14 protein-coding genes are annotated in these 12,708 nt (G+C 44.6%); 12 read left to right on the forward strand and 2 right to left on the reverse strand.

All coding sequences use genetic code 11. The annotated features are described in order from the left end of the window. Positions 1 to 135 precede the first annotated feature (135 nt). Both cmoA and A136_RS17710 read right to left on the reverse strand, forming a co-directional pair. Entirely contained in the window at positions 136 to 864 is a 729-nt protein-coding gene (gene cmoA, locus A136_RS17705) for a carboxy-S-adenosyl-L-methionine synthase CmoA (protein ID WP_017062083.1), read from the reverse strand. Positions 865 to 1,003: 139 nt separating this feature from the next. Beyond that, on the reverse strand, positions 1,004 to 1,909 hold the full coding sequence (locus A136_RS17710) for a DUF72 domain-containing protein (protein ID WP_029235140.1): 906 nt from the start codon (positions 1,907 to 1,909) through the stop codon (positions 1,004 to 1,006). Positions 1,910 to 2,242: 333 nt separating this feature from the next. Here A136_RS17710 and aspS point away from each other — a divergent pair, with 333 nt between their 5' ends. From aspS to tolA, 12 genes are all read left to right on the forward strand, one after another. Then, the gene (gene aspS, locus A136_RS17715) at positions 2,243 to 4,021 is read left to right on the forward strand and encodes an aspartate--tRNA ligase (protein ID WP_017062081.1); all 1,779 of its coding nucleotides are present in this window, start codon (positions 2,243 to 2,245) and stop codon (positions 4,019 to 4,021) included. A 172-nt stretch (positions 4,022 to 4,193) separates the two neighbouring features. Then, positions 4,194 to 4,715: a crossover junction endodeoxyribonuclease RuvC gene (gene ruvC / locus A136_RS17720; RefSeq protein WP_004736470.1), complete on the forward strand. Its 522-nt coding sequence runs from the start codon at positions 4,194 to 4,196 to the stop codon at positions 4,713 to 4,715. A gap of 153 nt (positions 4,716 to 4,868) precedes the next feature. Then, the gene (gene ruvA / locus A136_RS17725) at positions 4,869 to 5,480 is read left to right on the forward strand and encodes a Holliday junction branch migration protein RuvA (RefSeq protein WP_017062079.1); all 612 of its coding nucleotides are present in this window, start codon (positions 4,869 to 4,871) and stop codon (positions 5,478 to 5,480) included. A 103-nt stretch (positions 5,481 to 5,583) separates the two neighbouring features. After that, positions 5,584 to 6,600 carry a Holliday junction branch migration DNA helicase RuvB gene (ruvB, locus tag A136_RS17730; RefSeq protein WP_017062078.1) on the forward strand — a complete coding sequence of 339 codons (1,017 nt, stop codon included), beginning with the start codon at positions 5,584 to 5,586 and terminating at the stop codon, positions 6,598 to 6,600. Between the two features lie 552 nt (positions 6,601 to 7,152). Further along, positions 7,153 to 8,739, forward strand: a complete 1,587-nt coding sequence (gene cydA / locus A136_RS17735; protein ID WP_017062077.1) for a cytochrome ubiquinol oxidase subunit I — start codon at positions 7,153 to 7,155, stop codon at positions 8,737 to 8,739. A 13-nt stretch (positions 8,740 to 8,752) separates the two neighbouring features. After that, positions 8,753 to 9,889 (forward strand): cytochrome d ubiquinol oxidase subunit II, encoded by a 1,137-nt coding sequence (gene cydB / locus A136_RS17740; protein WP_017062076.1) that lies wholly within the window; start codon positions 8,753 to 8,755, stop codon positions 9,887 to 9,889. Positions 9,890 to 9,920: 31 nt separating this feature from the next. Beyond that, the gene (gene cydX / locus A136_RS17745) at positions 9,921 to 10,028 is read left to right on the forward strand and encodes a cytochrome bd-I oxidase subunit CydX (RefSeq protein ID WP_000270284.1); all 108 of its coding nucleotides are present in this window, start codon (positions 9,921 to 9,923) and stop codon (positions 10,026 to 10,028) included. Then, positions 10,021 to 10,323 (forward strand): cyd operon protein YbgE, encoded by a 303-nt coding sequence (ybgE, locus tag A136_RS17750; RefSeq protein ID WP_017062075.1) that lies wholly within the window; start codon positions 10,021 to 10,023, stop codon positions 10,321 to 10,323. Before cydX ends, ybgE begins: the two co-directional genes overlap by 8 nt. Before the next feature lie 172 nt (positions 10,324 to 10,495). Beyond that, the gene (gene ybgC / locus A136_RS17755) at positions 10,496 to 10,933 is read left to right on the forward strand and encodes a tol-pal system-associated acyl-CoA thioesterase (protein WP_017062074.1); all 438 of its coding nucleotides are present in this window, start codon (positions 10,496 to 10,498) and stop codon (positions 10,931 to 10,933) included. After that, positions 10,923 to 11,606 (forward strand): protein TolQ, encoded by a 684-nt coding sequence (tolQ, locus tag A136_RS17760; RefSeq protein WP_017063515.1) that lies wholly within the window; start codon positions 10,923 to 10,925, stop codon positions 11,604 to 11,606. Before ybgC ends, tolQ begins: the two co-directional genes overlap by 11 nt. A 3-nt stretch (positions 11,607 to 11,609) precedes the next feature. Next, positions 11,610 to 12,053: a protein TolR gene (gene tolR, locus A136_RS17765; RefSeq protein WP_017062072.1), complete on the forward strand. Its 444-nt coding sequence runs from the start codon at positions 11,610 to 11,612 to the stop codon at positions 12,051 to 12,053. 13 nt (positions 12,054 to 12,066) lie between these two features. Next, positions 12,067 to 12,708 (forward strand): cell envelope integrity protein TolA (gene tolA / locus A136_RS17770; RefSeq protein WP_017063516.1); only part of this gene is annotated, 642 nt, incomplete at its 3' end.

Raw genomic sequence — 12,708 nt, forward strand, 5'->3', positions numbered from 1 at the left:
GTGAGGGACGAACATGATAGGGAATCTCGGTTTGTCGTACTTGATAGAGATCCCCAATTCGTTTGTTCCTCGCTCTTGAGGATGACATTTTAGTACGTGCTAACGGTGTCGCGACGGTTACGTAATCTAAAATGTTTACTTTATCGCGAACATTGAACCAAAGTTGAAACATTGGAACCAGACTTCGCTGCTTGAGAAGCCAATCTTATCAAATCGCTCTCTGTGAACAGGGATCGAATCCGGGCGCATCACGTTTTCAATTGCGCTACGTTTCTGACTTACTTCTAGCTCGCTGTACCCGTTAGCACGTTTGAAATCATGGTGCAGGTCGATAAGCAGTTCATTTGAGCTTTCATCTTCGAATACGTATTTTTCTGACAGGATTAAGATCCCGCCTGGGCGCAAGCCAGCATGAATTTTCTCAAGCAGAGCGTATCGATCGTCTGGAGAAAGAAATTGCAGCGTAAAGTTAAGCACCACAACAGAAGCGTCTTTGATTTCCACTTCACGGATGTCGGCTTCAATCACTTCTACCGGTGTGTCACTGCGGTAAGCATTAACGTGCAATTTGCAGCGCTCAACCATGGCTTCTGAATTATCGATCGCGAAAATCGTGCAGCCTTCTTGCTGAATGTGACGACGCATAGAAAGTGTCGCAGCACCAAGCGAGCAGCCAAGGTCGTAAATATTTGAGTGTGGCTTTACAAAGCGCTCAGCCAGCATGCCGATTGCAGAGATGATATTGCTATAGCCAGGCACCGAACGTTGAATCATATCCGGAAATACTTCAGCAACCCTTGCATCAAAGGTGAAGTCTCCAATTTTATCAATAGGAGCGGAAAAGATATTGTCTGTGTTGCTCATAGCATTTTCTCTCGACAGTCAGCGTAATTGGCACAAAATTCGTACCAAATAAAAGGGGGCGTATTTTACGTAAAAAAAACGCCACTGTCACGAAAACTGAGATTTAGCTCAAGGTTCGAAGCTACTTACAAGTGAGAGGTTAAAACATCGAGATTTGGTGATTGCCTTTTTGAGCTGGAAACTGAGCCAGTTCGGGCAGTAATAATGATGTATTTTCAGAGACTTGCTTTTGTAGCCTCTTATAAATAGCAATCGCAAGTTCAGGTGCGTGGTTATTGTCTGGGGTGTGGATCATTAAATAGGGCTGCTTGCCTTCATTAAGCCAGTTTGGGATTTTGGCAAACCAAGGCTTAAAAAACTCAATATTAGGTTCTTGGTCTGGGTGACCAATAAATCGAATCATCGGGTTATTGGCGGTAGCAATTGCATGAACAGGAACACGCGGTTTTTTCTGATGCGCATCGATCACCGCTTCTGTGGTGGGTGGCGCAGAGAAAACGGGGCGGCTGTCCATAATGATGCGATTGATGCCTTCCTCAACCAGCCATTGGTTGAAGCGTTTTTCCGCATCGCCCTTATCAAAGAAACCTAAGTGTCGAACTTCGACGCCAAGCTGCATATCTTTTGGGAATAAGGTGCAAAACTTTTGTAGGGCAGGCAGCATGCTGGGCTCAAAACTGTGCGGCAGCTGAATCGTCCATTGACCAATACGGTCATGCAGTGGCGACATCGTCATCAAGAACTCTTTGAGTTCGGCTTGGCAGTGTCTCAGTTGTTGCTGGTGGGTGATGAATTTGGGCAATTTGAAGGTGAACTTGAAATCATCGTGACTGGCGGCTTTCCAATTGTGAACGGTAGACATACTTGGCGTAGCGTAAAAGGTGGTGTTGCCCTCAACGGTATGGAAAACTTGGGTGTATTTTTCCAAGCGTTCGGCAGGCTTGGTGCCTTTACCGTAGAACTGACTTTGCCACTCAGAATGAGACCACATAGTTAATCCAAGTCTTAGAGGTAAAGTTTCTGTTGTTATTACACGATTATCCATCTATTACACCGTTATCCATCTATTACACCGTTATCCATCACGCCATCAGTCATTACAAAAAGTTTTTGGGTTGAAACGAAAATCTACTTTACGAGAGTTTTGCTGATTAAGGTACTTTCGAGATATAATTATCGCAATTTTTTCGGTTTTGATGAATCTTTGCGCACTTGATGGGCTAAAAAGCAGCAAAGCCAGATAAAACACAATAAATTCGAATGTGGAAGGTCGATTTTAAGCGAGTTTCCGCGTATAAATGTTCCTTTGCTCTGTTGTGTGGAATGACCACTGACAGCTTGGAAATTAGTAAATAATTAAGAGATTGGGAAATTCATTATGCGTACCCATTACTGTGGTAACCTGAACAAGTCCCTGGCGGGACAAACTGTAGAATTGTGCGGCTGGGTAAACCGTCGCCGTGATTTAGGCGGTCTTATCTTTATTGATATGCGTGATCGTGAAGGCATCGTTCAGGTTGTTGTCGATCCAGATATGAAAGATATCTTCCCGATCGCTAACCAACTGCGTAATGAATTCTGTATCAAGTTTACTGGTGAAGTACGAGTTCGTCCGGATAGCCAAGTAAATAAAGACATGGCTACTGGTGAAGTAGAACTTTACGCGACGGGTCTAGAGATCATTAACCGTTCAGAAGCGCTTCCACTAGACTTCAACCAAACGAACTCTGAAGAGCAGCGTCTTAAGTACCGTTACATCGATCTTCGTCGTCCAGAAATGAGCGACCGTATTAAGCTTCGTGCACGTGCTTCTAGCTTCGTTCGTCGTTTCCTAGATGAGAACTTATTCCTAGACATCGAAACGCCAGTACTAACGAAAGCGACACCAGAAGGTGCTCGTGACTACCTAGTACCAAGCCGTGTTCACAAAGGTAGCTTCTACGCACTTCCTCAATCTCCTCAGCTTTTCAAGCAACTGCTGATGATGTCTGGTTTTGACCGTTACTACCAAATCGTTAAATGTTTCCGTGATGAAGATTTACGTGCTGACCGTCAGCCTGAATTTACTCAAATCGATATCGAAACATCTTTCATGACTTCTCAAGAAGTACGTAACGTGACTGAGAAGCTTGTTCACGATATGTGGAAAGAACTTCTAGATGTTGAACTAGGTCAATTCCCAGTAATGCCTTTCTCTGAAGCGATTCGTCGTTTCGGTTCTGATAAGCCAGATCTACGTAACCCACTAGAGCTAGTGGACGTTGCTGACTTGGTTAAAGATGTTGAATTCAAGGTATTCTCTGGCCCAGCTAACGACGAAAAAGGTCGCGTAGCAGTTATCCGTGTTCCAGGTGGTGCTAAGCTAACTCGTAAGCAAATCGACGGCTACGCTGAACACGTAAACATCTACGGCGCGAAAGGCCTAGCTTGGATGAAGGTTAACGACCGTGCTGCAGGCATGGAAGGTATTCAATCTCCAGTTGCTAAATTCCTAAGCGAAGACGTAATCAACGGTATTCTAGATCGTACTCAAGCTGAATCTGGCGATATCATTCTGTTCGGCGCAGACAAAGCGGGCATCGTTGCTGAAGCAATGGGCGCACTTCGTCTTAAACTAGGTACGGATCTAGAGCTAACAGACACATCTGCATGGGCTCCACTGTGGGTTGTTGACTTCCCAATGTTCGAAGAAGACGGCGAAGGTAACCTACACGCAATGCACCACCCATTCACATCACCACTAGGTGTGAACGCGGAAGAGCTAAAAGCGAACCCAGCAGCAGCAAATTCTGATGCATACGACATGGTAATCAACGGCTACGAAGTAGGCGGCGGTTCTGTACGTATCCACAACGCAGAAATGCAAACAGCGGTATTTGGTATCCTAGGTATCGAAGCACAAGAGCAACAAGAGAAGTTCGGCTTCCTACTTGAAGCGCTTAAGTACGGCACGCCACCGCACGCTGGTCTAGCATTCGGTCTTGACCGTCTAGCAATGCTGCTTTGTGGTACTGAGAACATCCGTGACGTTATCGCATTTCCGAAAACAACAGCTGCAGCATGTCTACTGACAGACGCGCCAAGCCTAGCGAACCCAGCATCACTGGAAGAGCTAGCAATCGCAGTTAAATTGGCAGAGAAAAAAGAGCAAGCGTAAGCCTGTTATCTTTTCTTGTTGATGAAGAGATCCTAGTTGATAGAGAGCTCTCAATTAATTAGCCAAGACTTGCCAGTAAATTAGAGAATGCCCGTTAATTTGACGGGCATTTTTTTTTGCGTTCGATATACTAAGCTCATAAAGCATGTATAAATAATCAGTATTTGAAGTTATGTCTATTATCTTAGGGATTGACCCTGGCTCACGCATTACCGGTTACGGTGTTATTCGTCAAAATGGCCGCCACCTATATTACTTAGGGAGTGGTTGCATTCGCACCTCAGAAAAAGAGTTGCCGGGCCGACTCAAACAAATCTACGCCGGTGTGAGCGAAATTATTACTCAGTTCCAACCGGATGTGTTTGCGATAGAGCAGGTCTTCATGGCTAAGAATGCAGACTCAGCGCTTAAGCTTGGGCAAGCTAGGGGCAGCGCGATCGTAGCGGCTGTAAATGCGGATTTGCCTGTTCATGAATACGCGGCTCGTTTAATTAAGCAAGCGGTGACGGGTAATGGTGGTGCGGACAAGTCTATGGTTCAGAACATGGTGATGAGCATGCTTAAGTTACCCGCTAAACCACAGGCCGATGCTGCCGATGCTCTAGGCGTAGCGATCACTCACGCCAACACCAATAAAACCTTGGTAGCTCTTGCTGGTAAAGCGACAGGAGCAAGAAAAGGGCGTTACCGATAACCATAGGCTATGGCGTTTCTGAAGACAGAATCATTCGGTTTCTTAAGCTAAGCAAGCTTAAATAAATCATCTTAATAAACACAAAGAACTGGATAAGCATCCAGTTCTTTTATATTCTGTCCCTCAAATTATATTCCATCAAGAGAGTGAATTGTGATCGGACGTCTACGCGGTACATTAATAGAAAAACAGCCACCAGAATTACTAATCGAAGTGAGTGGCGTTGGCTATGAAGTTCAAATGCCAATGAGCTGTTTTTACGAATTACCAAACGTGGGCGAAGAGGCAATCATCTACACGCACTTTGTTGTACGTGAAGATGCGCAGCTACTTTATGGTTTTAACACGGTTAAAGAGCGTGCGCTGTTCCGTGAAGTGATCAAAGCGAACGGTGTGGGCCCTAAGCTAGGCCTTGGCATTCTTTCAGGCATGACGGCTAGCCAGTTTGTTCAAAGTGTTGAACGTGAAGACATCTCGACGCTGGTTAAACTTCCGGGTGTGGGTAAGAAAACCGCTGAACGTCTGGTTGTTGAAATGAAAGACCGCCTGAAAGGGTGGGGCGCGGGTGACTTGTTTACTCCAGCGACAGATGCAGCTCCGATTGATTCTATGCCAACCGTTCACGACGCGGAAGAAGAAGCGGTAAGTGCGCTACTTGCATTAGGCTACAAGCCGACTCAAGCTTCCAAGGTGGTTTCTCAAGTGGCTAAAGATGGCATGACCAGCGAACAGTTGATTCGCGAAGCTCTGAAATCGATGGTTTAATACCCAATATACTTGTTCGACAAAATAGACTCATTCACTTTGCCTTTACACAGAGTCAAGAGGCGCAGAGTCAACAAGAGCATAGTTAGGAATAGCAGAATTTATGATTGAAGCCGATCGCCTTATTGCACCGGATAACCCAGTATTCAAAGATGAAGATGTCATTGATCGTGCAATACGCCCTAAAGCACTGGCTGACTATCAAGGTCAGGATCACGTTCGTGGCCAGATGGAGATTTTCATCAAAGCGGCACAACTGCGTAACGAGGCGCTCGACCATCTGTTGATATTTGGCCCTCCAGGCTTGGGTAAAACCACGTTGGCGAACATTGTTGCCAATGAGATGGATGTCAACATTCGTACGACTTCAGGCCCTGTTCTAGAAAAAGCAGGCGACCTAGCGGCGTTACTGACCAATCTCGAAGAAAATGATGTCCTGTTCATTGATGAGATTCACCGTTTAAGCCCTGTGGTTGAAGAGGTGTTGTACCCTGCAATGGAAGACTACCAATTAGATATCATGATTGGTGAAGGCCCAGCGGCACGCTCTATCAAGATTGACCTTCCTCCTTTTACTTTGATTGGCGCAACCACTCGTGCTGGCTCACTGACATCGCCGTTACGTGACCGTTTTGGTATTACTCAGCGTCTTGAGTACTACAAGGTTGAAGATCTACAAAACATCGTTCAGCGCAGTGCAGATTGCCTTGGTCTTTCTATGGAGTCCGAAGGGGCGCTAGAAGTTGCTCGCCGAGCTCGTGGTACGCCACGTATTGCTAACCGTCTACTGCGCCGTGTTCGTGATTATGCGGAAGTAAAAGGCGACGGGCATATTTGTCCGGAGGTTGCTGACAAAGCGCTAAACATGTTGGATGTCGATGCCAAAGGTTTTGACTATATGGATAGAAAGCTTCTGCTGGCGATTATGGAGAAGTTTGGTGGTGGTCCGGTAGGTATCGACAACATGGCTGCCGCGATTGGTGAAGAGAGAGACACTATTGAAGATGTGTTAGAACCTTACTTGATTCAACAAGGTTACCTACAAAGGACGCCAAGAGGTCGAATCGCGACCGACAGAGCGTATTTACACTTTGGAATAGATAAACCCTCCAATCGTTAAATTATTCATTTTTAAAGATCCCAGTTGCATAAGCGCTGGGTTTTTTTGCTTTTTACTGAATAACAACTCTTTGAGCGAGTCGATAAAAAGATCGAAAAGGGAGCTTCAAAAATGGAAACTTTGATTTCAGGTTTGATTTAGATAACAGGAAATGAAATAAGTTGTCATATTTTTTGTTAATACTTTATAGGTAGTTGTAATTCGGATGTTGAGGCGGTGCTGAGCATTTGTCACAGATATCATGCGCTGTTATTAAGATAAGCATAATTGGTGTGATTTTAATCATAATTGTACAAAAATAACTCTAATTTGCTCGAATAAATTTGATACAAATCAACGCAGGGTTCTCCCATAAACCTTTTGAAACATACTGATTTTACCAGTAATATTAGCGCCAGCTATATTAGCTCATGCTTAACAATAATCTAACTATAACGGTACGTTTTTGCTACAAATTTCAACTTGTAATAACAATTACATAAATTGTTTTAACATGGATTTTTGCGGTGAATAATCACACAAGTGTCATTCAGCCGACACAAAGGAGTTACCATGATTGATGTTGTTGATCTGTCGCGATTGCAGTTTGCATTTACAGCGATGTATCACTTCCTATTTGTTCCACTGACTTTAGGTATGGCATTTCTACTTGCCATTATGGAGTCAGTTTATGTAATGACTGGCAAGCAAATTTACAAGGACATGACCAAGTTCTGGGGTAAATTGTTTGGTATTAACTTTGCTCTTGGTGTAGCGACAGGCTTAACCATGGAGTTCCAGTTTGGTACTAACTGGTCTTACTATTCTCACTATGTTGGCGACATTTTTGGTGCTCCGCTAGCTATCGAAGCGCTTGTTGCATTCTTCCTAGAGTCTACTTTTGTTGGCCTATTCTTCTTCGGTTGGGACAGACTGTCAAAGCGTCAGCACTTAGCGGTAACTTGGTTAGTAGCACTTGGCTCTAACTTCTCTGCGCTTTGGATCTTGGTAGCAAACGGCTGGATGCAAAACCCAGTGGGTGCGGAATTTAACTTTGAAACTATGCGTATGGAAATGGTGAGCTTCGCTGAAGTTGTACTAAACCCAGTAGCACAAGTTAAATTCGTACACACAGTAGCGTCTGGTTACACAACGGGTGCAATGTTCATCCTTGGTATCAGCTCATACTACATTCTTAAAGGTCGTGACCTTGCCTTTGCTCGTCGTTCTTTCGCGATTGCAGCGTCTTTCGGTATGGCGGCGATCTTGTCAGTAATCGTACTAGGTGATGAATCTGGTTACGAGCTTGGTGAAGTTCAAAAAGTGAAGCTCGCTGCTGTAGAAGCGGAATGGCACACTGAAGAAGCACCAGCAGCATTTACTGTTTTTGGTATTCCGAACCAAGAGACAATGAATACTGACTACGCAATTAAAATTCCTTACGTAATGGGTATCATCGCAACGCGTTCGCTTGATACTGAAGTAACGGGCCTACGTGACCTACGTGATGACCACGTTGATCGTATCCGTACTGGTATGTACGCGTACGAGCTGCTTGAAAAGCTACGTGCAGGCGATAAGTCTGAAGAAAACATGGCTGCGTTCGACGAAGTGAAAGGTGACCTAGGTTACGGCTTGCTTCTTAAGCGCTACACAGACGACGTTGTTGATGCAACTGAAGACCAAATCCAAATGGCTGCGGATGATTCTATCCCAACAGTTTGGCCTCTATTCTGGTCATTCCGTCTGATGGTTGCTTGTGGCTTCATCATGCTGTTTGTATTCGGTGCTGCGTTTGTTCAAACGTGTCGTCAGAAAATCGAACAGAAACCATGGGTACTTAAAGCTGCGCTATTCTCAATCCCACTTCCTTGGATTGCGATTGAAGCAGGTTGGTTCGTTGCTGAGTTTGGTCGTCAACCATGGGCGGTTGGTGAAATCCTACCGGTTAACGTTGCTGCATCAGCACTAACTATTGAACAGCTTTGGACTTCTCTATTCGCTATCCTGGCACTTTACACAGTGTTCTTGATTGCTGAAGTTTACCTAATGCTGAAATTCGCACGTAAAGGTCCAAGTAGCTTGAAGACAGGCCGTTACCACTTCGAACAAAACGATAACTCTGTTGAAGACAAAGTTAGCCGTTCAGTTGAAGTATAAGTGAGGGAATATTATGTTTGATTACGAAAGCTTACGACTTATTTGGTGGGTATTGATCGGTGTTCTACTGGTTGGTTTCGCCGTAACTGATGGCTTTGATATGGGTGTTGCCGCTCTGTCACCTGTTATCGGTAAGAGCGACACTGAACGTCGTATTATGCTAAACACGATTGCCCCTCACTGGGATGGTAACCAAGTTTGGCTTATCACTGCGGGTGGTGCATTGTTTGCTGCATGGCCACTGGTTTACGCGACGTCTTTCTCTGGTTTTTACTTCGCAATGTACGTAACGCTAGCTGCACTTTGGTTACGTCCACTTGCTCTTGACTACCGTTCAAAGATCGAAGATCCAAAATGGCGCAAAACTTGGGACTACGCACTTTGCTTTAGTGGCGCAGTACCACCAATCATTTTCGGTGTGGCATTTGGTAACCTACTACAAGGTGTTCCATTTGAACTGAACGAATTTATGATGTCTAAGTACCATGGTACGTTCTTCGCTCTGCTTAACCCATTTGCATTGCTTTGTGGTGTGTTGGCTCTGATGTTGTTCGTGATGCAAGGTGCAACATGGCTTCAAATGAAGACAACAGAAGCGCTGCACGCTCGTGCTCGTAACGTTGCTCAGATCACTGGCCTAATTGCTATTGCTCTATTCGTTATTGGTGGTTTCTGGGTTCAATCTATCGAAGGCTATGTAATTACGAGCACTATCGATACGTTTGCTGACTCAAACCCACTAAACAAAGAAGTATCACTTCAAGTGGGTGCTTGGATGACAAACTTCGAAACTTATCCAGCAATGTGGGCTGCGCCGATCCTTGGTGTAGCAATGCCACTGCTTGCTGTGATTGCATCTCGCTTTGAGCGTGGTGGTTTCGCATTCTTGTTCTCAAGCCTATCGAACGCTGGTGTTATTCTAACGGCTGGTTTTGCAATGTTCCCATTCGTAATGCCATCAAGCCTGAACCCTAACCAAAGCTTGACTATGTGGGATTCAACAGCGAGTGAGCTAACGCTTGGTCTTATGACTGTCGTTGCGGCGGTAATGGTTCCTGTGATTCTTGGCTACACAACTTGGACATACTACAAAATGTTCGGTCGTCTAGATAAGAAACACATCGAAGATAACGACGTTTCAGCTTACTAAGCTAGAAGTTAAATAACTTAGGAGAAATTTTATGTGGTATTTCGCATGGATTTTGGGTGTACTTCTAGCATGTGCATTCGGCATCATCAATGCTCTATGGCTAGAGCATTCAGAAATGATGGACAAAGACAGTGAGTAATCTCGCAGAGCAAATCGCTAAGCTGCATCAACCAATGGATAAGACTCTGCTTAGAGCCTTAGCCCTAGTATTGGGTTTCATGCATGTGGGTTTAGTGATGTGGGATCCTGAAGCGTATGCGACAAGCATCGGTGGCTTTAACGCGATCATCGGACCAATGTTTATTTGGGCAGTATGCTCAAGCATGGTTTACGGTATCGGATTTAAGCCAAGAGCTTGGATGTGGCAGCTACTGTTTAGCCCATATGTTTCACTCACAATTTTGCTCTACCTAACGGTGCTGCGCCTTCTATAAAAGGCAAAGGATTTAGGTTCATAACAACGTGAGCCTTTATACTTGTTGGGTTTTTAGCCAAAAAGAGGTCATCTTATACAGATGGCCTTTTTTTTCGTCTCTCAAATCAAAAAATTCACAGCGATATACTATTAATGATAAGGAGTTAGGTTATAGTGAGATCTTTATCGTTTTGGATTGTGGTAGCAAATTGCAGGGATTATCTAAGCTATTTACGTGGCCAGTGACTGTGTATTACGAAGACACCGATGCGGGTGGCGTTGTATACCATTCAAACTATCTTAAGTTTTTCGAACGCGCTCGAACTGAGATGTTGCGCTCAATTGGCGTTTCTCAGCAAGTATTGTTAGAACAAAACATCGGTTTTGTAGTCCGACATATGGACATTGATTTTATTCAAGGCGCGCGTCTTGATGATTCTTTACAAGTCATTACAAATATTTACGAGTTGAAGCGAGCTACCTTGGTCTTCTGTCAAGAGATCGTAAATCCTGATGGCAAGGCATTGTGTAAAGCAATGGTTAAGGTAGCATGTATCGATAATCAAAAAATGAAACCCAAAGCAATGCCAACATTTATTCTCACGGAGCTAACGAATAGTGACTGCTGAAATCTCAATCTTAGGCCTAATTTTAGAAGCTAGTTTACTAGTTAAGATGGTCATGCTGACTCTTATGGGCATGTCTGTTGTTTCTTGGGCGATGATCATAAAAAGAAGTAAAGTGTTATCTCAAGCTTCTAAACAAACAGAAGTGTTTGAAGACAAATTTTGGTCAGGCGTTGATCTTGCAAAACTGTACCAAGAGAGCAACAAACGCAAAGACGAGCTTTCTGGTACTGAAGAAATTTTCTACGCAGGCTTTACTGAGTTCGCTCGCCTTCGTAAATCGAATGCAACATCACCTGACTTCATTATGGAAGGCACTGGCCGTGCGATGCGCGTTGCCGTTGCTCGTGAGATTGATGAACTAGAAACTAACTTACCTTTCTTGGCGACCGTTGGCTCTATCAGCCCATACATCGGCCTATTTGGTACGGTTTGGGGCATCATGCACTCATTCATCGCATTAGGTGAAGTGAAGCAAGCGACGCTCGCAATGGTTGCTCCTGGTATTGCAGAAGCACTGATCGCAACAGCAATGGGTCTATTCGCTGCGATTCCAGCGGTAATGGCGTACAACCGCTTCAGCAGCCGAGTAGGCAAGCTAGAACACAACTACGCGACTTTCTCTGAAGAGTTTCACAGTATTCTTCACCGTCAAGCGATGGCTGGCAGGGAATAATAGATGGCTGGATACCAACCTAAAAAACGCAAAATGACAGCAGAGATTAACGTTGTACCTTACATCGACGTTATGCTTGTTTTGCTGATCATTTTTATGGTGACTTCGCCGTTTGTTACTCAAGGTGTCGACGTTGAATTGCCTCAGGCTTCAACGGCTAAGTCTGCACAAGACCTATTGGGTGACGACAACGCGAGCTTTATTATCGTTGAAGTGAACAAAGACGGTGAGCTTGGTTTGAGCGTGAATGACGAAGAAGTACAACGTGGCTTATCCATGGAAGATATTATCGTCCGAGTAAAAGCTGAGTTGTCTTTGAAGCCGAATTCTCCAGTGGCGGTTGGCGGTGATGCCGCAACGCCATACGCTGAAGTGGTTTTATTACTTGATGAATTAAGCCGTGCAGGTGTGCCAAAGGTTGGCCTTTTAACGGATATAAGGGAATAGCTCCGTAGCATTCATGAAAGCGAATAATAAAAAATCCAATAATTTCAGATCACCGCTTCTTATTTCTCTTGGGCTGCACGTCATTTTATTCGTTGCGCTCATTTGGGGGGCGGATTTCACGATGTCAGAGCCAAAGCCTACAGGGCAGATGGTTCAAGCAGTGGTGATTGATCCTCAGTTGGTTCGCCAGCAAGCTCAACAGATTCGTCAACAAAGAGAAGCGGCAAGCAAGAAAGAGCAAGAGCGTCTTGACAAACTAAGACGTGAAAGCGAACGACTTGAAAAGAATCGTAAAGCTGAAGAAGAAAATATTCGCAAGCTAAAAGAACAGCAAGCGAAAGAAGCTAAAGCAACTCGTGAAGCTGAAAAGCGTCGAGTTGAGAAAGAGAAACAACGCAAAGCTGAAGAAGCGCGTTTACAGCAAGAGCAAAAGAAAGCCGCTAAAGCCGAAGCTGACCGTAAGCTAAAAGAAGCTGCGTTAGTGAAAGCCGAGAACGAGCGTAAAGCCAAAGAAGCGGCAATCGCAAAAGCTGAACAAGAACGCGTGGCAAAAGAAAAAGCAGCGAAAGAGGCAGCAGACAAAGCTCGTAAAGAGAAAGAAGCCGCTGAACTCGCGGAAAAGCAACGCATAGCGAAAGAGAAAGAAGCGGCAGCC

The organism is Vibrio crassostreae 9ZC13 (assembly GCF_000272045.2).
GTDB classification, from domain to species: Bacteria; Pseudomonadota; Gammaproteobacteria; order Enterobacterales; family Vibrionaceae; genus Vibrio; species Vibrio crassostreae_C.